The organism is Streptomyces sp. NBC_00038 (assembly GCF_026343635.1).
In the GTDB taxonomy this organism is placed as follows: domain Bacteria; phylum Actinomycetota; class Actinomycetes; order Streptomycetales; family Streptomycetaceae; genus Streptomyces.
Map to the genome: position 1 here is coordinate 2,621,252 of NZ_JAPELQ010000001.1, position 21,252 is coordinate 2,642,503.

A 21,252-nucleotide genomic window follows, 5' to 3' on the forward strand; every position below is an offset into this window, starting at 1 on the left:
GCCCCGGCCCGGTGCGGCAAGCCGCGTCAGTCCCACTTGTACCCGTCGCCGAACAGCAGGAAGTGCTCCAGCACGTCCTCCATCGGGTCGTCGATCTGGCCGGTGTTGACCAACCCGATCCGGGGGCCGTTGTGCGAGCCGGTGTTGGTCTCGTCGGCGTGCGCGGTTCCGCACGACAGCGAGCACAGCGCCGCCACGGCCAGCAGTCCGGTCAGCGGACGGACCCCGGCCCTCGCCCACTCGTTCGTCATCGTTGAACCCCTCGTCTCATCGGTTCGGCTTCTGATCGGATCCTGCGTGCACCCGTTCATCTGCCGAAACCGCCCCGAGGTCACGCTGAGTAACCCATAAGTGATCATGTGGTGTTGGAGCGCGGAGCACACGCGGGCGCCCCCTCACGCCATGTTGTGAGGGGGCGCCCGTCGCGAACTGTGGGTGCGGCGCGATCAGTTGTGGCTGTGCAGGACCTCGTTCAGCCCGCCCCACACCGCGTTGTTCGGCCGCGCCTCGACCGTTCCGGAGACCGAGTTGCGGCGGAAGAGGATGTTCGAGGCACCGGAGAGTTCGCGGGCCTTGACGATCTGTCCGTCCGGCATCGTGACGCGGGTGCCTGCGGTGACGTACAGACCGGCCTCGACGACGCACTCGTCGCCGAGTGCGATCCCGACGCCCGCCTCCGCACCGATCAGGCAGCGCTCGCCGATGGTGATGCGGACGTTGCCGCCGCCGGACAGCGTGCCCATGGTCGACGCGCCGCCGCCGATGTCGGAGCCGTCGCCGACCACGACGCCGGCCGAGATGCGGCCCTCGACCATCGAGGTGCCGAGCGTACCGGCGTTGAAGTTGACGAAGCCCTCGTGCATGACGGTGGTGCCCGCGGCGAGGTGCGCGCCGAGGCGGACACGGTCGGCGTCGGCGATGCGGACGCCCTTCGGCGCGACGTAGTCCGTCATGCGCGGGAACTTGTCGATGGACGTGACGGCCAGGTGGAGGCCCTCCGCCCGGGCGTTCAGGCGCACCTTCTCCACGTCGTCCACCGCGACCGGGCCGAGCGAGGTCCAGGCGACGTTGGCGAGGTGCCCGAAGATGCCGTCCAGGCTCTGGCCGTGCGGCTGTACGAGGCGGTGCGAGAGGAGATGCAGGCGCAGGTAGGTGTCGTGCGCGTCGATCGGCTTCTCGTCCAGCGATGCGATGACCGTACGGACCGCGACCACTTCAACACCTCGGCGCGCGTCGGGCCCGATGGCCTTCGCGGCGCCCTCGCCGAGCAGCTCCACGGCACGCTCGGCGGACAGCCGCTCGGTGCCGGCCGGACCGGGCTCGACGGAGAGCTCGGGGGCGGGGAACCAGGTGTCGAGGACGGTGCCGTCGGCGGCGACGGTGGCAAGCCCGGCGGCAACGGCGCCGGTGGTGCGGGGTGCAGTCGTGTCGGTCATAGGGGAAACCTAACTTGGCGGGGCCCGCGCGGGCGAACCGGTGCGCCCGGCATCTCACGTGCCGGGCGCACCGGACGGTTCAGGGCCGTTCGCCCTCCTTGTCCACCACCGCCAGGGAGAGACGGGCGACGTCGATGATCACGTCACCCTTCTTCAGATCCGGCTCCGAGCCGGCGCTCCCTGCCACGAAGCGGATTCCGGAGTAGAGGCAGGTGCTCGGGTCGATCAGTGTCTCGTTCCCGCTGCTCCCCAGGTACAGCGCGACGGCGTCACGCCCGGCCGCGTCCTGGACCTGCTTGGCCCGGATTCCGGGGATGGTGGCCAGCGCCCGGTAGATCTTGGCGAGCCCTTCGGGGTCGTAGACGTAAGCGCGGCTGAGGACCGTGGTGAGCGCCCGGTACTCGTGTTCCGTACGGGTCTCGGAGTCGTCGGTGACGTAGAAGAAGGCGCGTGCCTTCGCCCGTACCTTCGCCGGGTCGTCCGGGAGGCTCTTGAGGAACTCGTACTCCTCCCTCGGCGAGTGGTCGTCGCCGGCCCGGCCGTCCTCCATCTTCGGATCGGCGTACTTCGTCCAGTTCTCGCTGGTCTGCGGTCCGGGCTTCTCGTCGTCCGTGACGTTCGTCTCGACGGTCCTCGTGTAGATCCACTGCCCGTCGTGGGCGGTGACCGCGGGGCCGGCCGCGATCACGTCCGCGGCGTCGTTCAGCAGGGCCTTCGCGCTGCCCAACTTGAGGGTGTAGCCCGGTCCGGCGCCCGGCTGGACGCCCTCGGTGCCGCCGAGCACCTGCGTGCCGATCACCGCGACCACCGTGATCGCGGCCACCGCCCCGGCCACGGCGTACCGCCGGCTGACCCGGACCCCGTACGGGCGGGTGCCTCGGGCCTGCTCCCCTAGCAGCCGCTGCCGTCCGGCCGCCAGCTGTGCGCGCGTCGCCTCGGGGGCCCCGGCACGCAGTTCACGGACCGTCGTCATCTCGTCCATGGTCAGACCACCTCCGTGGTGTCCAGCGTGAATGCGGGGTCGGCGCCGAGCGCCGAACGGACCTTGCGGCGGGCCCGGTTGAGCCGGGAGCGGACGGTGCCGACGGGGATGCCGAGCGCCTCGGCGACCTCGGTGTACGTCAGATCCGCCCAGGCCACGAGCAGCAGCACATGCCGGTCACCGGCGGACAGACCGACCAGCGCCCCGGCGAGTGGGGCGTGCGCCGACTGCGCGGTGACCCGGGCGTCGGCACGCTCGGCCCAGGACTCGGCGACCGGGTCGTGTCCGGTGCGGGCCAGCGCCCGCAGGGCCCGCACCTCGGCTCGGCGCTGCTTGCCGATGAGGTTGCCCGCGATGCCGTAGAGCCAGGGCCGGGCGTTGGGACGGTCGGTGTCGTAACGGACGCGGGTGCGGAAGGCGATGAGGAACGTCTCCGCGGTGATGTCGTCGGCGGCTCCCACGCCGAGGCGGCGCGTCGCGTAACGGTGGATGTCGGGGGCGTAGCGGTCGTAGAGGCGCGCGAAGAGTTCGGGTTCGTCCAGCGACTGGGCGACGACCTCGGCGTCCTGGGACGCGTCTGGATCTGGTGGTCCGGTCAAGTCGGTGGCCTCCGTGGGCGTGATCGGGGTGAGCATGTCACCCGCTGTTCCCCGCGGACGCGAAAAGGGTTCACGCCCACGCGTCGGGTTCACGCCCCCGCGTCGACGATCCGCGCCAGCACCGTCCGCGCGTACTCCTCGTCGAACGGCACGTCCGTCAGCAGCACCTGCAGGCAGAGTCCGTCCAGCATCGCGACCAGTGCCCGCGCGGTGACCGGGTCGGTGCGGCGGGTCAGCCGCTCGACGAGGTCCGCGGCCCACTCGGCGGCGACGGGGCGCAGGGCCGGGCGGCGGAGCGCGGCCAGATACAGCTCGCACTCCAGCTCCACGCCGGTGCGGTCGCCGGCCAGCCACTCCCCCATCAGGCCCGCGAGTTCCGCGGCCAGGTCGGTGCGCGGGTCCTCGATGCCGCCGCGCGAGGCGACCACCTTGGCGAAGCCCTCGTTCGCCTGGCGGAGCGCGGCGACCATGAGCTCGTCGAGGGTCTTGAAGTGGTACGTGGTGGAGCCGAGCGGCACATCGGCCTCGGCGGCGACGGAGCGGTGGCTCAGTCCGGCGATGCCCTTGGCGCCCACGACCCGGATCGCCGCGTCGATGATCCGCTGGCGCCGCTCGGGGTCGTACCGGCGCGCCATCAGTGCGCCCCGCCGAGGTTCAGCAGCACGACCCCGCCGATGATCAGCGCGATCCCGGCGAGCTTCGCGGCGTTGAGCCCCTCGCCGAGGAACACCATGCCGATCGCGGCGATGACGGCGGTCCCGGCCCCGGCCCAGATCGCGTAGGCCGTGCCGACCTGGACGGTCTTCAGGGTCTGCGCGAGCAGCACGAACGCGATGACGTACCCGAGGAGGGTCACCAGCGACGGCCACAACTTGCTGAAGCCGTCGCTGTACTTCATGGCGGTGGTGGCGGCCACCTCCGCGGCGATGGCTCCGGCGAGCAGTACGTATCCCATGCGTACGAGTGTACACATCGTTGCGTACGCCTGTACACAACGGGCGTCGCTGGACCTCGGAGGGTCGGTGAGCACAGCGGAGAAACAGCCGACACACAGCCCAGGTCGACATTCCGGACGGATTTCCGCCCACCATGATTGACGCGCGTAGACGACACGCGTAGAACACCGTCCGTACATCGGCCGGTAACACCCAGCCCTTAGAAATCTGCGCGACCGGTCAAGCAAGCAGTCACGCACGTCCATGCACCAACTCCCCCCGCTCTTCCGCTCGTTGAAGGGACGCACATGGACAGAACACTCGGGCTCGGCGCTCGCGCCATGGCAGCCGCTCTCGTCGCGTCGGGGGCGCTCGTCGCCCTCCCCCACCCGGCGCACGCGGCCACCGTCACGATCTCCGCCCTCCAGGGATCGACCCGCATCTCCCCGTACAACGGCACCTCGGTCACCACCACCGGCATCGTCACCGCGATCCGCTCCACCGGCTCCTCGCGCGGCTTCTGGATCCAGAGCGCGAGCGGTGACGGGAACGCTGCGACCAGCGACGCGGTCTTCGTCTACAAGGGTTCGACGACGCCGAGCACCGCGGTGGGCAACAGCGTCACGGTCACCGGCACGGTCGCCGAGTACTACCCCGGCTCCGCCAACGGCAGCCAGTCGCTCACCGAGATCTCCGGCGCCACGTGGACCGCCAACTCCACCGGGAACACGCTGCCTTCGGCTACGACCATCAGCAACGCGACGGTCCCCGCCACCTACACGCGCACCAACAGCGGCGGCTCCATCAACTCGTTCACGCTCGCCCCGGCGACGTACGCCCTGGACTACTACGAGTCCCTGGAGGGCATGCGCGTCACGGTGGGCAGCGCGCCGGTCGTCGGCGCGAGCAACGAGTACGCCGAGCTGTGGGTCAACGTCAAGCCCACACAGGTGACTTCGGCGCGCGGCGGCTCGCTCTACTCCTCGTACAGCAGCCAGAACTCGGGCCGCGTCCAGATCGGCACGCTGCTGTCGACGGCCTTCCCGACGGCGAAGGTCGGCGACACACTCTCCGGGGCCACCGGGCCGCTCGACTACATCGCGTACGGCGGCTACACCCTCCAGGCCACCACGCTCGGCACGGTGACCTCGGGCGGTCTCGCCAAGGAGACCACGGCCACGCAGTCGACGGGCCAGCTCTCCGTGGCGACGTACAACGTGGAGAACCTCGACCCGACCGACGCCGCCTCGAAGTTCACGGCGCTCGCCTCGGGCATCGTGGGCAACCTCAAGTCGCCCGACATCGTGGCTCTGGAGGAGGTCCAGGACAACAACGGCGCGACGGACGACGGTACGGTCTCGGCCACCACCACCCTGTCCACGCTGATCTCCGCGATCACTGCCGCCGGCGGACCCACGTACTCGTACACCCAGATCAACCCGACGAACGACGCCGACGGCGGTGAGACCGGCGGCAACATCCGGCAGGTCTTCCTCTACAACCCCGCACGTGTGGGCTTCACCGCCCGCGGCACCGCGACGGCCACCACCGCGAACTCGGTGACCACCAGCGGCGGTCTGGCCCAGCTGACCTACAACCCGGGCCGGATCGCGCCCTCCAACTCGGCCTGGTCGGCCAGCCGCAAGCCGCTGGCGGCCGAATTCACCTTCGGCGGCGAGAAGTTCTTCCTGATCGCCAACCACTTCGTGTCGAAGGGCGAGGACTACTCACTGCACAGCCAGTACCAGGACCCGGCCCGCGCCTCGGAGACCCAGCGCACCAACCAGGCGGCGCAGGTCAACTCCTTCACCGACTCGATCCTCGCCGCCCAGTCCACGGCGAACGTGATCGTGCTGGGCGACCTGAACGACTACCAGTTCTCCACCACCGTCTCGACCCTCAAGGGCGGTGTACTGACCGACCTGGTGGACACCCTGCCCGCCTCGCAGCAGTACACCTACGTCTACGACGGCAACTCCCAGGTCCTCGACCACACCCTGGTCAGCTCCGCCATCACCTCGTACGACTACGACCTCGTCCACATCAACAGCGAGTTCCCGGACCAGACCAGCGACCACGACCCGCAGGTCGTCCGGATCACTCCCTAGCGGTCAGGCTCTGAACTCCGAGCCTGTGGCCGTCAACCGACAGGCCACAGGCCCCGGTTCGCGCACCCGCGCCAGGCGGTCGAACATCCGCCGCTTGGCGTGGGCGGCCCGTCGCAGCATCTCCACCCGCCGGTAGCGCAGCAGTTCGGCCGGGTCGGGGCGGACGGCGCCGGCGAGCTCGTAGCCGTACGAGGTGAGCCGGTCGCCCAACACGTCGTCGCACAACCGGATCTGAGCCGGGGTCAGCCGGTTGGTCCAGCTTCCCGCCCGCGAGCTGTCCAGGGCGCCGTGCGTACGGCGGTGCCAGGTCTTGCGGGCGGGCACCGCCACCTCGGCGACCCGGTACGGCTCACGCATCTCGGGGGCGTACTCCTCCCCCAAGTACCGGCACACTCCCCTGAGTTGGCTCTCTGGATCGGCCACGAGGTCCTCGAAGCGCAGCTCGTGCCAACTGCCGGGGCCCAGTTTCCGCGCGCAGGTCCGCGTGGTGTCCATGACCTGAGCCCAGGTGGCCACGGCCTCGTGGAAGCCGCGATGCCACCAGGGCATGCCGAGCAGCGAGGCGACGCAGTCCCGTCCGTCGCGGACGAGGTGGATGAACTGCGCGTCGGGAAACAGTCGCAGTATCTCCGGCACATGGAGGGCGTACGCGGGCCGCTTGTCGCCCCAGCGCACCTTGCCGTGCTCCTCGGCGTACGCCTTGAGCGCGATGCCCAGCGCCGACCCGAGCGTCGGCGGCCCCTCGGTGATCCGCTCGGCCACGCGCTTGGCGTCCACCCCCAGCTCGTGGAACCGTGTCTCCTCGCGCCCGGTGATCCACTGTGCGAGCCCGGCCCGGTTGCTCCGCTCCCGCAGATCCCCGAAACCCAGTCGCCCCTCGTACGCGGGCAGCACGAAACGCGTCTCGGGCGGCAGCGCGATCCGCGGATGGGCGTGCAGCATGAGCTGCAGAAGTGTCGTCCCCGAGCGGGGACAGCCGAGGACGAAGACGGGTCGTACAGAAGCAGACACGGCCCCAGACTGTCGCGCCGCCATGAGCCCGGCCTGGGACGGCGCTGAGAATGCCGTGTGAACTCCGGGGCGCCGGGGGTGCCGCCGCACGCCGTCCCCGCGCGCGGCAGGGCCGGGAATTCCGCTGGATCACTGAGGGAAACGGCTGCTCGGAGCCCATCCGGTCCACTACTGTTTCACCAGTCGCGCACGTGTTCCCCACGGTTACCGCCGTTCACGTGCCTGCGCCCCTCTCTTGTGCCAAGACCAGATGCTCCTGGCCCAGACCAGAAGACGAATCCGCGTTCGCCATGGGCGACGCTGGAGGAACGCGCATGCCAGAAAAGAACCCGGAGCCCGGGCCCGACCAGCCCACCGGCTTCGCGGAGAGACCCATCCCCTCAACGGAGATCGCCGCTTGGAGTCCCACACCGCAAGGCGCCCCCTACCCGGCGGAGCTGCCGCCCTTCGCAAAGATCCCGATGCCCTGGGAACCCGATGAGGCTCCGGAGGAGGCACGACTGCCGGGCACCCGGCGACTGTGGCTGGCCGGCGGGCTCGCCATAGCGGTGCTCGTCGCCACCGCCACCGCAATCGCCGTACTGGACAGCGGTGCTGACACACCGTCACAGGAGCGGGCGAACCGGCCCGCCTCCGACACGGGCGTCCCGTTCGTACCCGGTGTCTCCGCCTCGGCCACCGAGGCGGCCGTGGCACCGAGCGGCAAGACCGGCCTGTCCTCCCCCGCGCCGGCCGCCGCCTCACCGAAGCCCTCGGGACAGGGATCCGACAGCAAGCCCGTCACCCCGGCGCCGAAGCCCAGCACGTCCAGCAAGCCCCCGGCGGCCGTCTCCGCGCTGACGTCGGTCCAGTCGGTCAACTACCCCGACCGGTACTGGCGCGTGAGCAACAGCGTCGTGGGGCTCGACCAGGTGAGTTCCCAGAGTTCGGCCGCGGCCAAGCAGAACTCGAGCTTCAAGCGGGTCAAGGGACTCGCGGACCCCTCCTGCTACTCCTTCGTCACCGTCGCCGGCAACTACCTCCGCCACCGCGAATTCGTCCTGCGCGCCGAGCACAACGACGGCTCCGACCTCTTCAAGAAGGATGCGACCTTCTGTCCCCGGCCGACGTCATCCTCCGGCGCGATCATGCTGGAGTCGGTCAACTACCCGGGCCGCTACCTGCACCACGACGACTTCCAGCTGCGCCTGGACAGTCCGGACGGACGCGACAACCACCGGCACGACCGTGACGACCGCGAGGACTGGACGTTCCGGCTGGTGAAGGGCTTGGGGAACTGGAGCTGAGCCCGGAAGACCGGAGCTGAGCCCCGGAAACAGCTGTGGCCCCCGGCGCACTGCCGGGGGCCACACACGTACACGCGCGACTCAGACGTTGAACACGCGGAACTCAGACGTTGAACCCGAGCGCCCGAAGCTGCTCGCGCCCGTCGTCCGTGATCTTGTCCGGGCCCCACGGCGGCATCCAGACCCAGTTGATGCGCAGCTCGTTGACGATGCCGTCCGTGGCGGACTTGGCCTGGTCCTCGATGACGTCGGTGAGCGGGCAGGCCGCGGACGTCAGGGTCATGTCGATCGTCGCGATGTTCGCGTCGTCGATGTGGATGCCGTAGATGAGGCCGAGGTTGACGACGTCGATGCCCAGTTCGGGGTCGACGACGTCGTACAGCGCCTCACGGACCTCTTCCTCAGAGGCCGGCTTCATCTCAATGGTCTCGCTCATGCCGTCTTCCTTTCGGCGGCGTCCGAGCCCAGTGCCTGGGCCGTCGCATCCTTCCACGCCATCCAGCTGAGCAGCGCGCACTTCACCCGGGCCGGGTACTTGGAGACGCCGGCGAACGCGACCGCGTCCTCCAGCACCTCCTCCATCGCGTCGTCCGGCTCGATCCGGCCCTTGGACTGCATCAGCTCCAGGAAGGTCTCCTGGGTCTTCTGCGCGTCGGCCAGGTCCTTGCCGACCAGCAGCTCGTTCAGCACCGAGGCCGAGGCCTGGCTGATGGAGCAGCCCTGCCCCTCGTACGAGATGTCCGCGATCCGGTCGCCGTCGTACTTCACGCGCAACGTGATCTCGTCGCCGCACGTGGGATTGACGTGGTGCACCTCGGCGTCGCCATCCCGGAGACCGCGCCCGTGCGGGTGCTTGTAGTGGTCCAGGATGACTTCCTGGTACATCGAATCAAGCTTCACGACTCAGCCAGCTCCTCAGCCGAAGAAGTTCCGTACGTGCTCCAGCCCGTCGACCAGTGCGTCGACCTCGGTCGGCGTGGAGTACAGATAGAACGACGCTCGTGTGGTCGCAGGAATTCCGTACCGCAGGCAGACCGGCCGTGCGCAGTGGTGTCCGACCCGGACGGCGATGCCCTGCTCGTCGAGGACCTGGCCCACGTCGTGCGGGTGGATGTCGCCGAGCGTGAACGAGATCGCGGCGCCGCGGTCCTCGGCCGTCGTCGGGCCGATGATCCGCAGGTCGGGGACCTCCAGGAGCCGCTTCACCGCGTACTCGGTGAGCGCGTGCTCATGGGCGAGGATCTTGTCCATGCCGATCGCGGACAGGTAGTCGATCGCCGCGCCGAGACCGACCGCCTGGGCGATCGGGGGCGTGCCCGCCTCGAACTTGTGCGGGGCGGGAGCGTACGTCGACGAGTGCATCGACACGGTCTCGATCATCTCGCCGCCGCCCAGGAACGGCGGCAGGTCCTCGAGCAGCTCCTGACGGCCCCAGAGGACGCCGATGCCCGTCGGGCCGCACATCTTGTGGCCGGTGAAGGCCACGAAGTCGGCCTGGAGGGCCTGTACGTCCAGCGGCATGTGCGGCGCGGCCTGCGAGGCGTCGATCAGGACCAGGGCCCCGACCTCCTGAGCCCGGCGCACTATCGCCTCGACCGGGTTCACGGTGCCCAGGATGTTCGAGACGAGCACGAAGGAGACGATCTTCGTCTTCTCGGTGATGATCTCGTTGATGTTCGAGAGGTCGAGGCGGCCGTCGTCGGTGAGACCGAACCACTTCAGCTTCGCGCCCGTGCGCTGCGAGAGCAGCTGCCACGGCACGATGTTGGAGTGGTGCTCCATCTCCGTGATGACGATCTCGGTCTCGTGGTCGACCCGGTAGGGCTCGTCGGCCCAGCCGAGCATGTTGGCCACGAGGTTGAGCGACTCGGAGGCGTTCTTGGTGAAGATCACCTCGTCGCGGCTCGGCGCGTTGATGAACGCGGCGACCTTGTCGCGCGCGCCCTCGTACAGCGCCGTGGCCTCCTCCGCGAGCACATGCACACCGCGGTGGACGTTGGCGTTGTACCGCTCGTAGTACTCGTTCAGGGCGTCCAGCACCTGGCGCGGCTTCTGCGAAGTCGCCGCGTTGTCCAGGTACACGAGCTTCTTACCGTCGTGGACCTGACGGTCCAGGATGGGGAAGTCCTTGCGGATCGCCTCGGTGTCGAGGAGGCCCGGCAGCTGCGTCACGCGGATACGCCACCCTTCGTGTAAGCCTCGTACCCTTCGTTCTCCAGCTTGTCGGCGAGTTCGGCGCCGCCGGACTCGACGATCCGGCCCGCGGAGAAGACGTGGACGAAGTCGGGCTTGATGTAGCGCAGGATGCGCGTGTAGTGGGTGATGAGCAGGGTGCCCACCTCGCCGCTCTCACGGACGCGGTTGACGCCCTCGGAGACGACGCGCAGGGCGTCGACGTCCAGGCCGGAGTCGGTCTCGTCGAGGATCGCGACCTTCGGCTTGAGCAGTTCGAGCTGAAGGATCTCGTGGCGCTTCTTCTCACCGCCGGAGAAGCCCTCGTTCACGTTGCGCTCGGCGAAGGCCGGGTCCATGTTGAGGCGCTCCATGGCCTCCCGGACCTCCTTCACCCAGGTACGCAGCTTGGGGGCCTCGCCGCGGACGGCCGTGGCGGACGTACGCAGGAAGTTGGAGACGGAGACGCCGGGGATCTCGACCGGGTACTGCATCGCCAGGAACAGGCCCGCGCGGGCGCGCTCGTCGACGGACATCTCCAGGACGTCCTCGCCGTCGAGGGTGACGGTGCCGCCGGTGATCGTGTACTTCGGGTGGCCCGCGAGCGAGTAGGCGAGGGTCGACTTGCCGGAGCCGTTCGGGCCCATGATGGCGTGGGTCTCGCCCTGCTTCACGGTCAGGTCGACGCCCTTGAGGATCTCCTTCGTGGCGTTGTCGGCCTCGACGGTGACGTGCAGGTCGTGGATTTCAAGCGTTGCCATGGGTTCCTCAGGACTCCTGGGTGAGGGAGACGAGCACGTCGTCCCCTTCGATCTTTACGGGGTATACGGGGACGGGGCGCGTCGCGGGAAGGCCGGACGGCTTGCCGGTGCGGAGGTCGAAGCTGGAGCCGTGCAGCCAGCACTCGATCTGACAGTCCTCCACCTCGCCCTCGGAGAGCGAGACGTTCGCGTGCGAGCAGATGTCGTTGATCGCGAACACCTCCCCCTCGGTCTTCACGACCGAGACCGGCGTGCCGTCGAGTTCCACCCTTTTCGGGGTGTCCTCCTCCAGCTCGCTCAGCCCACAGGCGCGTACGAACGTGCTCATCAGACCGACGCCTCCAGCTCCTCGTCGATCCTGGCGAGAAGGCGCTCCTGGATGTCGTCGACTCGGATCTGCTGGACCAGCTCGGCGAAGAAGCCGCGGACCACCAGACGGCGGGCCTCGTCGGCCGGGATGCCGCGGGCCATCAGGTAGAACAGCTGCTCGTCGTCGAAGCGGCCGGTCGCGGACGCGTGACCCGCGCCGACGATCTCGCCCGTCTCGATCTCCAGGTTCGGCACGGAGTCGACCCGGGCGCCGTCGGTCAGAACCAGGTTCCGGTTCATCTCGTACGTGTCCGTGCCCTCGGCCGTGGCCTCGATGAGGACGTCACCGATCCACACCGCGTGGGCGCCCTCGCCCTGGAGCGCGCCCTTGTAGGCGACGTTCGACTTGCAGTGCGGGGCGTTGTGGTCGACCAGGAGGCGGTGCTCCTGGTGCTGACCGGCGTCCGTGAAGTACAGGCCGAAGAGCTCGGCCTCGCCGCCGGTGCCGGCGTACGCGACGCGCGGGTGCAGGCGTACGAGGTCGCCGCCGAAGGTGACCACGAACGACTTGAACGTGGCGTCCCGGCCGATCAGCGCGTTGTGCTGGGCCACGTGCACGGCCTTGTCGTCCCAGTCCTGGACGGAGACGACGGTGAGCTTGGCGCCGTCGCCCAGGATGTAGTCGACGTTTCCGGCGAGGACGGCGTCACCGGTGTGGTCGATGACGACGACGGCCTCGGCGAAGGCTCCCAGCTCGACGACCTGGTGGCCGTAGGCGACCCCGCCCTCGCCGTGCACGGCGATGCGGATCGGCTCGGTGAGCACCGTCTCCTTGGGGACGGTGACGACACCGGCCTTCTCGAACGCCGAGTACGCCTGGGCGGCGATCCGGTCCACGGGGGTGCCGGCCTTGCCGAGCCGGACGTCGTCACGGCCGACGGTCTCGACGAGGACGCCCTCGGGCGCCTCGATGTCGACCTTCAGGCCGTCACCGGTGGCGACCGCGGTGCCGTCGTGCAGCCCGCGCAGCCGCTCCAGCGGCGTGAACCGCCACTCCTCCTCACGGCCGTGGGGGACGGGGAAGTCCGCCACGTCGAAGGACGGGGGCGCGCTCATGCGCGTGGCGACGGTCGACTCGGCGGCCACCGCGATCTGCCCGGCGGTGGTGGACCCCACCGGAATGTTCTGAGCCTCAGCCATGGCTGTCGGTCTGCTCGCTTTCTTGCGTGAGTGGCTTGACGGGGACGGCGATCGGCGATTAGCCGACCGCGCCCTCCATCTGGAGCTCGATCAGCCGGTTGAGCTCGAGGGCGTACTCCATGGGCAGCTCCTTGGCGATCGGCTCGACGAAGCCGCGCACGATCATCGCCATCGCCTCGAACTCGGTCATGCCCCGGCTCATCAGGTAGAAGAGCTGGTCGTCGCTGACCTTGGAGACGGTCGCCTCGTGACCCATGGACACGTCGTCCTCGCGGACGTCGACGTACGGGTACGTGTCGGAGCGGGAGATGGTGTCGACGAGCAGCGCGTCGCACAGCACGTTCGACTTGGAGCCGTGGGCGCCCTCGCCGATCTCGACGAGACCGCGGTAGGACGTACGGCCGCCACCGCGTGCCACGGACTTCGACACGATGTTGGAGGAGGTGTTCGGCGCCATGTGGACCATCTTGGAGCCGGCGTCCTGGTGCTGGCCCTCGCCCGCGAAGGCAATGGACAGGGTCTCGCCCTTGGCGTGCTCGCCCATCAGGTAGACGGCCGGGTACTTCATGGTGACCTTGGAGCCGATGTTGCCGTCGATCCACTCCATGGTCGCGCCCTCGTACGCCACGGCGCGCTTGGTGACCAGGTTGTAGACGTTGTTCGACCAGTTCTGGATGGTCGTGTAGCGGCAGCGGCCGCCCTTCTTCACGATGATCTCGACCACCGCGGAGTGCAGGGAGTCCGAGGAGTAGATCGGCGCCGTACAACCCTCGACGTAGTGCACATAGGCGCCCTCGTCGACGATGATCAGCGTCCGCTCGAACTGGCCCATGTTCTCCGTGTTGATACGGAAGTAGGCCTGGAGCGGGATCTCGACGTGCACGCCCTTCGGCACGTAGATGAAGGAGCCGCCGGACCACACGGCGCTGTTCAGCGACGCGAACTTGTTGTCGCCGACCGGAATGACGGTCCCGAAGTACTCCTTGAAGAGCTCCGGGTGCTCCTTCAGCGCGGTGTCGGTGTCCATGAAGATGACACCCTGCGCCTCGAGCTCTTCGTTGATCTGGTGGTAGACGACCTCGGACTCGTACTGGGCCGCGACACCGGCGACGAGGCGCTGCTTCTCCGCCTCCGGGATGCCGAGCTTGTCGTACGTGTTCTTGATGTCCGCGGGCAGGTCCTCCCAGGACGCCGCCTGCTTCTCGGTGGAGCGCACGAAGTACTTGATGTTGTCGAAGTCGATGCCCGACAGGTCCGAGCCCCAGTTCGGCATGGGCTTCTTCTCGAACAGGCGCAGGCCCTTGAGACGGAGCTTGGTCATCCACTCCGGCTCGGACTTCTTCTGGGAGATGTCGCGGACGACGTCCTCGTTGATCCCTCGCTTGGCAGAGGAACCGGCCACGTCGGAGTCGGCCCAGCCGTATTCGTAGTTGCCCAGCCCGTCGAGCTCGGGGTGGGCAGTCTCCTCGATGGGGAGCGTCATGCGGGGTTCCTCCCGGCGGTACTTGCAGATGCGTTGGGTAGATCGGAAACGGCCTTGGAAATCTTGGGGATGAACGTGGTGCACACGCCGTCGCCGTGGGCGATGGTGGCCAGCCGCTGCACATGCGTGCCGAGCAGCTGCGAGAAGATCTCGGTCTCCGCCTCGCACAGCTGCGGGAACTGCTCGGCGACATGGGCGACCGGGCAGTGGTGCTGGCAGAGCTGCTCGCCGACCGGTGCGCTACGCGCCGTAGCAGCGTACCCGTCCTCGCTCAGGGCCTTGGCCAGGGCTTCGGTGCGCTTCTCGGGGGCGGCGGCCGCTATGGCCGCTCGGTACGCGCCCGCCTGTGCGGCGATCCTGGCGCGGGCGAAGGCGACGACCGCCTCGTCCCCGCCCTCGCGCTCGGCGATCCAGCGCAGGGCGTCCGCGGCAAGCTTGTCGTAGGACTGGTCGAAGGCGTCCCGGCCGCAGTCGGTCAGGGCGAACACCTTGGCGGGGCGGCCGCGCGTGCGCGCTCCGTACACCCGCTGCTCACGTGCTTCCACGATGTCGTCGGCGACGAGTGCGTCGAGGTGGCGACGTACGGCGGCCGGGGTCAGTCCCAGCCGTCCGGCGAGGTCGGTCACCGTCGAGGGGCCGTGGTCCAGGATGGAGCGCACGACGCGGTTGCGCGTGGAGCGCTCACCGGTCGCGAGTTCCTCCTGCGGAGCCTCGCCAACGTTTTTCACAACGCCATTGTTGCGTAATTCCTCAGAGCCTGACAAGCCGCGCCCGAAGCGTGGACGGTGCCGTGCATCACTTAGGTATACCTAAGCTGACCTGCGGAAACGATCTTTGATCGATCAATTCGGTGGCGCCGGGCCGGGCTCTCGGGGACACTGCCGAACCATGCCGACACCCCCTCCCACCGGCCCACTCGTCACCCGAGGCACAGTCTCGGCACAGCTGCTGTCGTTAGGTGTACGCCCAGGCGAAACGCTCCTTCTGCACTCCTCGCTCAGCTCTCTCGGCTGGGTCTGCGGCGGAGCCGTCGCCGTCGTCCAGGGACTGCTCGACACCCTCGGCCCCGACGGGACCCTGGTGGTCCCCACCCAGTCCGGCGACCTCTCCGACCCGGCGCTGTGGAGCAATCCGCCGGTACCCGAGGAATGGTGGTCGGCCATCCGGGCGGCGATGCCCGCGTACGACCCCCTCGTCACCCCCGCACGCGGGGTCGGCGTGATCCCGGAGACCGTACGCACCTGGCCCGGCGCCCTGCGCAGCGCGCACCCGCAGACCTCGTTCGCGGCGATCGGCCCGGGCGCGGCGGCGGTCGTCGAGGGCCACGCGCCGGACTGCCGCCTCGGGGAGCGCAGCCCGCTGGCCCGGCTGGAGGAGATGGGTGCCCGGGTGCTGCTGCTCGGCGCGGGATACGACACGTGCACCGCCTTCCACCTGGCCGAATACCGGATCCCGTCGCCGCTGGTCGAGGTGGGTCGGCCGTCCCCGGGCGGCTGGGAGGAGGTGACGGAGGTGTCGATCAGCTCCGAGCGCTTCGACGAGCTGGGCTCCGACTTCGAACGCGACCGTCCCGTCGTACGGGGCAAGGTGGGCGCGGCCGGCACACGGCTGTTCCCCGTGGCCGACGCCGTGGCGTACGCCGAGCGCTGGCTCGCGCTGCACCGGCCACGGGAGCCGTACGTGGATGCGGCACCCCGTGCCCGAGAACCCCGGACCCGTCCCTAGACTTGCTCCTCATGCGAAGCGAGCCCGTGGTCCAGGTCCAGGCCTTGGTGAAGAGGTACGGCAGGAAGACCGCGGTGGACGGCCTCGACCTGGTCGCCGAGGCGGGCATCACCGCCGTACTCGGACCCAACGGCGCCGGCAAGACGACCACGGTCGAGACCTGCGAGGGGTACCGGAAGCCGGACTCCGGCACGGTGCGCGTCCTGGGCCTCGACCCGGTCCGGCAGGCCGGGGAACTGCGCCCGCGGATCGGCGTCATGCTCCAGTCCGGCGGCGTCTACTCGGGCGCGCGGGCCGACGAGATGCTCCGCCACGTCGCGAAACTCCACGCGCACCCGCTGGACGTGGACGCGCTGATCGAACGACTCGGTCTCGAAAGCTGCGGCCGTACGACGTACCGGCGGCTGTCGGGCGGCCAGCAGCAGCGCCTCGCACTGGCGATGGCCGTGGTCGGCCGCCCCGAGCTGGTCTTCCTCGACGAGCCGACGGCGGGGCTCGACCCGCAGGCCCGCCTGGCCACCTGGGACCTGGTCCGCGACCTGCGCACCGACGGTGTCTCGGTCATCCTCACCACACACCACATGGACGAGGCCGAACAGCTCGCGGACGACGTCGCGATCATCGACGCGGGCAAGGTCATCGCCAAGGGCTCCCCCGACGAACTGTGCCGCGGCGGCGCCGAGAACACCCTGCGCTTCAGCGGCCGTCCGGGGCTCGACGTGGCGTCCCTGCTGAAGGCCCTCCCGGCGGACAGCACGGCTGCGGAGCTGACGCCCGGCTCGTACCGGGTCGGCGGCAAGGTCGACCCGCAGCTGCTCGCGACGGTCGCGTCCTGGTGCGCACAGCACGGGGTGATGCCGGAGAAGATCTCCGTCGAACGCCACACACTCGAAGACGTGTTTTTGGAACTGACCGGCAAGGAGCTGCGTTCGTGACCACCGCCACCGCCGGTACGTACACCCCGAAGCCCGGGGCGGCCCCGCTCCCCCGGATGATCGCCACGCAGGCGGTCCTCGAGACGAAGATGCTGCTCCGCAACGGCGAGCAGCTCCTCCTCACGGTCGTCATCCCCACCCTCCTGCTGGTCCTGTTCAGCGCGGTGGACATCGTCGACACGGGTTCCGGCAAGGCGGTCGACTTCCTGGCCCCCGGCATCCTCGCGCTCGCCGTGATGTCGACGGCGTTCACGGGCCAGGCGATCGCCACGGGCTTCGAACGCCGCTACGGCGTCCTGAAGCGGCTCGCCGCCTCACCGCTCCCCCGCTGGGGCCTGATGGCGGCGAAGACGGCGTCGGTCCTGGTCACGGAGATCCTCCAGGTGATCCTGCTGACAGTGATCGCCCTCTCCCTCGGCTGGTCCCCGCACGGCAACCCCCTCGCCGTCCTGCTCCTCCTGGTCCTCGGCACCGCCGCCTTCTCGGGCCTCGGCCTGCTGATGGCCGGCACCCTGAAGGCGGAGGCCACCCTGGCCGCCGCGAACCTGGTCTTCCTACTCCTCCTCGTCGGCGGCGGCGTGATCGTCCCCCTCGACAAGTTCCCCTCCGGCGCCCAGGACGTCCTCGGCCTGCTGCCGATCTCGGCCCTGTCGGACGGATTGCGGGATGTGCTCCAGCACGGGGCCGGGATGCCGTGGAGGGACCTGGGGATCCTGGCGGTGTGGGCAGTCGTGGGGCTGGCGGCGGCGGGGAAGTTCTTCCGCTGGGAGTGACGCCCTGGGGGAACGGCGCCCGGCCGTCCTGACGTCTCGCGGGAGTGACGTTCGCACGGAGTGGGAAGAGACGCTCCGTGTTCGAGTCCGTGGAAGCCTCGGGTCAGCGTGCTCTGCAACCGCTGCTGCACGACGTCGTCTTCTGTGTCGCCGCGCCGGCGTTCGCCGCTTCGTCCCGTGACGGGCAGCTGAGAGGCATCCGGGCAGAGGGCTTCTACGACCACGACCGCCGTCTGCTGCACACGCTGTGCCTGCTCCTGGACGAGCGCGAACCCGAACCCATAGGTGTCCAGCCCCTGGGCCCGCACCAGGTGAGGTTCACCGCCGTCCACCGCTACCCACGGGACCGGACCGACGACCCGACGCTGATCGTCGAGCGCATCCGGACCGCCGGCAGCGGCGAGACCATATCCCTGCGCAACATCGGCACCGCCGAACGCCGATTACATGTGCAGCTGGCTGCTGCGTCGGACCTCGCGGACATCGCCGACGTCAAGCGCGGACACAGCCGCCCGGTACTGCGCTGCGCGGCGGCCCTGTCCTCCCTTGCCTGGCGCTCCCCCGGCGGCCGTGCCCGGATCACCGTGGTGTCCGGCCCGAAGCCCGAGACCTCCGGGGGCCCCGAAGGGGGAACCATGACCTGGCCCTTGGTGGTATTGCGCCCCGGAGAGAGCTGGCAGGTCGAACTCGCCGTCACCGGCCGCGCGGTGCCGACACCGCCGGGACACCCCGTCGCGCCCACCACCCCCGCTCCCTGGAACGACCCGGTGGTCACCGGCGACCGGCGGCTGATGGGGCTGGTCAGGCGGGGGCTCGGCGATCTCCGTGCGCTGCGCCTCGCCGACCCGCAGCGCACCGCCGACACCGGACCCGAGGACCAGTTCATCGCCGCGGGCTGCCCCTGGTACCTCACGCTCTTCGGCCGGGACTCGATCTGGTCGGCGCGGATGATGCTGCCGCTGGGCACGGACCTGGCCCGCGGCACCCTCTGGGCACTGGCCCGCCGACAGGGACGGGTGCACGACCACTACCGCGAGGAGGCACCCGGAAGGATCCTGCACGAACTGCGCCCGGCGGAGGCCCAGCACGGCCACGGCCTGCACCTGCCCGCGTATTACTACGGATCCGTGGACGCCACACCGCTGTTCGTGACACTCCTGGTCGAGGCCTGGCACTGGGGCCTGTCCGACGAGGACGTGACCGCCCTGCTGCCCCACGCGGAGCGCGCCATGGACTGGGTCGTGAAGTCCAGCGGCCGCGACGAGGACGGACTGCTGCGCTACTACCCGCGCGCCGGAGGCCTCCGCCACCAGTCGTGGAAGGACAGCGACGACGCGGTACGCGACGCCGAGGGCCGGCACATCGAACCCCCGCTGGCTCTCTGCGAAGTCCAGGGATACGCGTACGAGGCGGCCGTGGGGCTCGCCTCACTGCTGAACAGCCGTGGCAACCGCGAGGCCGCCCAAGGCCTGCTCGTCTGGGCGGACAGCCTGCGGAAACGCTTCGCCGACTCCTTCTGGATACCCACGAGGAACGGCCCCGCGTCACGCTACGTGGCCATCGCCGTGGGCCAGGGACTCACGCCAGTGAGCGGTCCTGCGTCGAACATGGGCCAACTGCTGTCAACAGGCATCCTCGACCCCGAGGGCCCCGGCGACATCGCCGCCTGGCTGGCGGACGACGAACTCAATTCCGGCTGGGGACTGCGCAGCCGCTCGGCCGCCGTACCCGGTTTCAACCCGCTGAGCTATCACGGGGGTTCGGTGTGGACCCACGACACCGCGATCGCCATACAGGGTCTGTGCGCGACCGGCCGCCACGAGGAGGCAAGCCGACTCGTGGACGGCCTCCTGGACGCCGCCACCTACTTCTCCTACCGCATGCCCGAGCTGTACGCGGGCGACGCCCGCACCGAGGACTCCCCCGCACCGCTCGCCTACCCGGCCGCCTGCCGTCCGCAGGGCTGGTCGGCGGCCTCAGGCGTGGCGGTACTGTCCGCCCTGCTCGGCCTGAGGCCCGACGTCACCAGCCGAACGCTGCACGTACGCCCCGTGCCGCAGTGGCCGATGACGGTGCGTGGGCTGGTCCTCGCGGGTCAGCGCCTGACCGTCGAAGTGGACAGGGAGGGGGCGGCCAGGGTCTCGGGGCTGCCGGAGGGCTGGCGGGTGGCGGACTCGTAGGAGTCGGGGCCTGCCGCCAGGAGTCTCCGGTATTCGGCGAGCATCGGTTTGACGTAGGCCCGTTCCAGGTCGAAGTGGGCACGGACGTGCTTGCGGGCCGCATGTCCGGTCTTCCTGGCCAGCGAGGGTTCGGTGAGCAGGGGCCACAACTCGTCGGCGAAGCGGGACGCCTGCTTCTTCGCGTCCTTGTCGCGGACGACCAGCGTGCTGCCGCCTTCACCCAGCCCTCCCGCACCGGTGGCCACCACGGGACGGGCCGCGCACATCGCTTCCAGAGGGGCGAGGCCCATGGGCTCCTTGAAGCGCGAGGGGTACACCACGACGGTGGCCTCCTGGTACAGCTTCCGCATGTCCTCGATGCCTGCGGGCCTGAACTCGACGTCCTGCCCCGGTCCTTCCGTCAGCTCGCACTCCTCGACGAGCTTGGACAGTTCGCCGCGGAACTGACCGCGCTCACCGTGGAAGTCGACCGTCTCGAACGGGTCCGTGAGGACCAGCCGGGGGCGCAGCAAGGCCAGTTCCCCCTCGCATCCCTTGGCACGCTCGACGAGGAGCTTCAGCATCAAGATCGCCACTTCGGCGCCCTTGTTGGGGATGAGCCGGGCCGGCAGCAGAACGACCGGATGCAAACCTGGCTCGTCCTCGACCTCCGGAATGCTCTTGTACTGGAGCGTGTCCACGCCCAGATAAGTGCGTTGCACTTCCTGCCGTAGCACCTCTGTGCACTCGCTGACCAGGAACTCCGACACCGCGTGATGGACGTCCCAAACGGCACACTCCCTCGCGATCCGATCGTCCGCGTCGGTGCGCCAAAGGCTGTGATACGTGTGCAGCAGCACGAGGTTCAGTTCGCTCTGAAGAGCCTTCAGAGCACGTGCCGGGACGCTGGAGAAGTGGTGCAGATTGTGGCCATGGACCAGCCGGATGGGGTCGCCGGACGCTGTGAGCCCGCTGCGGAACCACTCGCGCAGTTCCTTCAAACTCGCTTCGTTGTCCTCATGACCGACCGACAGATCGAGCAGCTTGTGCCGGATCACCCTCACGCCGTCACACGGCCGAAGGGCGCCGACCGATCCGGTGAACACGGTGACCCGATGGCCCCGGCCCACTAACGCCTTGGAGTAGTCCCAGAGATGGGTTTCCACCCCACCGACGACGGGTGGGAACGACCAGTGGACCAGCCCGATGTGCAGCTTCTGCCCCTGCTGGGCATTGGCCGCCCCACCGGATCCTGCCTGCTGCTGGCCCACCGCGCCTCCGCGAGTCGTAGATGCCCGAAACGCAGAATCAACGACTAGTACAGGATGAGGACACTGATAGACGCGGCTTGGTTCCGTGCGGTTGCCTGGTTGCGTGC

General features: G+C 69.3%; 22 protein-coding genes. 6 read left to right on the plus strand and 16 right to left on the minus strand.

What is annotated here, in order from left to right:
- Positions 1-26: 26 nt before the first annotated feature.
- The 6 genes from OG219_RS12095 to OG219_RS12120 form a co-directional block, all read right to left on the minus strand.
- The gene (locus tag OG219_RS12095; RefSeq protein ID WP_266825725.1) at positions 27-251 is read right to left on the minus strand and encodes a hypothetical protein; all 225 of its coding nucleotides are present in this window, start codon (positions 249-251) and stop codon (positions 27-29) included.
- 195 nt (positions 252-446) lie between these two features.
- Entirely contained in the window at positions 447-1,436 is a 990-nt protein-coding gene (gene dapD, locus OG219_RS12100) for a 2,3,4,5-tetrahydropyridine-2,6-dicarboxylate N-succinyltransferase (RefSeq protein WP_266825727.1), read from the minus strand.
- Between the two features lie 79 nt (positions 1,437-1,515).
- On the minus strand, positions 1,516-2,418 hold the full coding sequence (locus OG219_RS12105) for a CU044_5270 family protein (RefSeq protein WP_266825729.1): 903 nt from the start codon (positions 2,416-2,418) through the stop codon (positions 1,516-1,518).
- A gap of 2 nt (positions 2,419-2,420) precedes the next feature.
- On the minus strand, positions 2,421-3,017 hold the full coding sequence (locus OG219_RS12110) for an RNA polymerase sigma factor (protein WP_266836075.1): 597 nt from the start codon (positions 3,015-3,017) through the stop codon (positions 2,421-2,423).
- An 89-nt stretch (positions 3,018-3,106) separates the two neighbouring features.
- The gene (locus OG219_RS12115) at positions 3,107-3,652 is read right to left on the minus strand and encodes a TetR/AcrR family transcriptional regulator (protein ID WP_266825731.1); all 546 of its coding nucleotides are present in this window, start codon (positions 3,650-3,652) and stop codon (positions 3,107-3,109) included.
- A complete protein-coding gene (locus OG219_RS12120; RefSeq protein WP_266825733.1) occupies positions 3,652-3,972 on the minus strand; it encodes a multidrug efflux SMR transporter in 321 nt (106 codons plus the stop codon). The genes OG219_RS12115 and OG219_RS12120 overlap by 1 nt, the downstream gene beginning before the upstream one ends.
- 288 nt (positions 3,973-4,260) lie before the next feature.
- On the opposite strand from OG219_RS12120, the gene OG219_RS12125 reads away from it, so the two are divergent.
- Positions 4,261-6,060, plus strand: coding sequence for an endonuclease/exonuclease/phosphatase family protein (locus OG219_RS12125; RefSeq protein ID WP_266825735.1), 1,800 nt, complete (start codon positions 4,261-4,263; stop codon positions 6,058-6,060).
- A gap of 3 nt (positions 6,061-6,063) precedes the next feature.
- On the opposite strand, the gene OG219_RS12130 is transcribed toward OG219_RS12125, so the two are convergent.
- A complete protein-coding gene (locus OG219_RS12130; RefSeq protein ID WP_266825737.1) occupies positions 6,064-7,071 on the minus strand; it encodes a sulfotransferase in 1,008 nt (335 codons plus the stop codon).
- 314 nt (positions 7,072-7,385) lie between these two features.
- Between OG219_RS12130 and OG219_RS12135 the strand changes: the two genes are divergently transcribed.
- Positions 7,386-8,357 carry an AbfB domain-containing protein gene (locus tag OG219_RS12135; RefSeq protein ID WP_266825739.1) on the plus strand — a complete coding sequence of 324 codons (972 nt, stop codon included), beginning with the start codon at positions 7,386-7,388 and terminating at the stop codon, positions 8,355-8,357.
- Between the two features lie 103 nt (positions 8,358-8,460).
- Here OG219_RS12135 and OG219_RS12140 read toward each other — a convergent pair whose 3' ends face one another.
- Genes OG219_RS12140 through OG219_RS12175 form a run of 8 tightly spaced genes read right to left on the minus strand, consistent with a single transcriptional unit; the run spans position 8,461 to position 15,010 of the window.
- Positions 8,461-8,793 carry a metal-sulfur cluster assembly factor gene (locus OG219_RS12140; RefSeq protein WP_030039960.1) on the minus strand — a complete coding sequence of 111 codons (333 nt, stop codon included), beginning with the start codon at positions 8,791-8,793 and terminating at the stop codon, positions 8,461-8,463.
- Positions 8,790-9,257: a Fe-S cluster assembly sulfur transfer protein SufU gene (sufU, locus tag OG219_RS12145; RefSeq protein WP_266825741.1), complete on the minus strand. Its 468-nt coding sequence runs from the start codon at positions 9,255-9,257 to the stop codon at positions 8,790-8,792. The genes OG219_RS12140 and sufU overlap by 4 nt, the downstream gene beginning before the upstream one ends.
- A gap of 15 nt (positions 9,258-9,272) precedes the next feature.
- Positions 9,273-10,529, minus strand: a complete 1,257-nt coding sequence (locus OG219_RS12150; RefSeq protein ID WP_266465916.1) for a cysteine desulfurase — start codon at positions 10,527-10,529, stop codon at positions 9,273-9,275.
- Positions 10,526-11,290, minus strand: a complete 765-nt coding sequence (sufC, locus tag OG219_RS12155; RefSeq protein ID WP_266825743.1) for a Fe-S cluster assembly ATPase SufC — start codon at positions 11,288-11,290, stop codon at positions 10,526-10,528. Before sufC ends, OG219_RS12150 begins: the two co-directional genes overlap by 4 nt.
- 7 nt (positions 11,291-11,297) lie before the next feature.
- A complete protein-coding gene (locus tag OG219_RS12160; RefSeq protein ID WP_266825746.1) occupies positions 11,298-11,618 on the minus strand; it encodes a bifunctional 3-phenylpropionate/cinnamic acid dioxygenase ferredoxin subunit in 321 nt (106 codons plus the stop codon).
- Positions 11,618-12,799 (minus strand): Fe-S cluster assembly protein SufD, encoded by a 1,182-nt coding sequence (gene sufD / locus OG219_RS12165; RefSeq protein WP_266825748.1) that lies wholly within the window; start codon positions 12,797-12,799, stop codon positions 11,618-11,620. The genes OG219_RS12160 and sufD overlap by 1 nt, the downstream gene beginning before the upstream one ends.
- A gap of 58 nt (positions 12,800-12,857) precedes the next feature.
- Positions 12,858-14,282, minus strand: coding sequence for a Fe-S cluster assembly protein SufB (gene sufB / locus OG219_RS12170; protein WP_266825750.1), 1,425 nt, complete (start codon positions 14,280-14,282; stop codon positions 12,858-12,860).
- Positions 14,279-15,010, minus strand: a complete 732-nt coding sequence (locus tag OG219_RS12175; RefSeq protein ID WP_266825752.1) for a metalloregulator ArsR/SmtB family transcription factor — start codon at positions 15,008-15,010, stop codon at positions 14,279-14,281. Before OG219_RS12175 ends, sufB begins: the two co-directional genes overlap by 4 nt.
- A gap of 160 nt (positions 15,011-15,170) precedes the next feature.
- Between OG219_RS12175 and OG219_RS12180 the strand changes: the two genes are divergently transcribed.
- The 4 genes from OG219_RS12180 to OG219_RS12195 all read left to right on the plus strand — a co-directional run bounded on the left by OG219_RS12180 (position 15,171) and on the right by OG219_RS12195 (position 19,895).
- Positions 15,171-16,007, plus strand: coding sequence for an aminoglycoside N(3)-acetyltransferase (locus tag OG219_RS12180; protein ID WP_266825754.1), 837 nt, complete (start codon positions 15,171-15,173; stop codon positions 16,005-16,007).
- An 11-nt stretch (positions 16,008-16,018) separates the two neighbouring features.
- On the plus strand, positions 16,019-16,942 hold the full coding sequence (locus OG219_RS12185) for an ABC transporter ATP-binding protein (RefSeq protein WP_266825756.1): 924 nt from the start codon (positions 16,019-16,021) through the stop codon (positions 16,940-16,942).
- Positions 16,939-17,715, plus strand: coding sequence for an ABC transporter permease (locus tag OG219_RS12190; RefSeq protein WP_266825758.1), 777 nt, complete (start codon positions 16,939-16,941; stop codon positions 17,713-17,715). The genes OG219_RS12185 and OG219_RS12190 overlap by 4 nt, the downstream gene beginning before the upstream one ends.
- Positions 17,716-17,792: 77 nt before the next feature.
- Complete coding sequence (locus tag OG219_RS12195) at positions 17,793-19,895, plus strand: glycogen debranching N-terminal domain-containing protein (protein ID WP_266825760.1); 2,103 nt, start codon at positions 17,793-17,795, stop codon at positions 19,893-19,895.
- Here the strand turns inward: OG219_RS12195 and OG219_RS12200 are convergent.
- Positions 19,811-21,145, minus strand: coding sequence for a glycosyltransferase family 4 protein (locus OG219_RS12200; protein ID WP_266825762.1), 1,335 nt, complete (start codon positions 21,143-21,145; stop codon positions 19,811-19,813). The two genes, OG219_RS12195 and OG219_RS12200, sit on opposite strands and share 85 nt — an antisense overlap.
- Positions 21,146-21,252 lie beyond the last annotated feature (107 nt).

Excerpts from the sequence above, each read along its gene's own strand:
- OG219_RS12095 (WP_266825725.1), bottom strand. The coding sequence starts at position 251 with ATGACGAACGAGTGGGCGAGGGCCGGGGTCCGTCCGCTGACCGGACTG.
- dapD (WP_266825727.1), bottom strand. The coding sequence starts at position 1,436 with ATGACCGACACGACTGCACCCCGCACCACCGGCGCCGTTGCCGCCGGG.
- OG219_RS12105 (WP_266825729.1), bottom strand. The coding sequence starts at position 2,418 with ATGGACGAGATGACGACGGTCCGTGAACTGCGTGCCGGGGCCCCCGAG.
- OG219_RS12115 (WP_266825731.1), bottom strand. The coding sequence starts at position 3,652 with ATGGCGCGCCGGTACGACCCCGAGCGGCGCCAGCGGATCATCGACGCG.
- OG219_RS12120 (WP_266825733.1), bottom strand. The coding sequence starts at position 3,972 with ATGGGATACGTACTGCTCGCCGGAGCCATCGCCGCGGAGGTGGCCGCC.
- OG219_RS12125 (WP_266825735.1), top strand. The coding sequence starts at position 4,261 with ATGGACAGAACACTCGGGCTCGGCGCTCGCGCCATGGCAGCCGCTCTC.
- OG219_RS12135 (WP_266825739.1), top strand. The coding sequence starts at position 7,386 with ATGCCAGAAAAGAACCCGGAGCCCGGGCCCGACCAGCCCACCGGCTTC.
- OG219_RS12140 (WP_030039960.1), bottom strand. The coding sequence starts at position 8,793 with ATGAGCGAGACCATTGAGATGAAGCCGGCCTCTGAGGAAGAGGTCCGT.
- sufC (WP_266825743.1), bottom strand. The coding sequence starts at position 11,290 with ATGGCAACGCTTGAAATCCACGACCTGCACGTCACCGTCGAGGCCGAC.
- OG219_RS12160 (WP_266825746.1), bottom strand. The coding sequence starts at position 11,618 with ATGAGCACGTTCGTACGCGCCTGTGGGCTGAGCGAGCTGGAGGAGGAC.
- sufD (WP_266825748.1), bottom strand. The coding sequence starts at position 12,799 with ATGGCTGAGGCTCAGAACATTCCGGTGGGGTCCACCACCGCCGGGCAG.
- sufB (WP_266825750.1), bottom strand. The coding sequence starts at position 14,282 with ATGACGCTCCCCATCGAGGAGACTGCCCACCCCGAGCTCGACGGGCTG.
- OG219_RS12180 (WP_266825754.1), top strand. The coding sequence starts at position 15,171 with ATGCCGACACCCCCTCCCACCGGCCCACTCGTCACCCGAGGCACAGTC.
- OG219_RS12185 (WP_266825756.1), top strand. The coding sequence starts at position 16,019 with ATGCGAAGCGAGCCCGTGGTCCAGGTCCAGGCCTTGGTGAAGAGGTAC.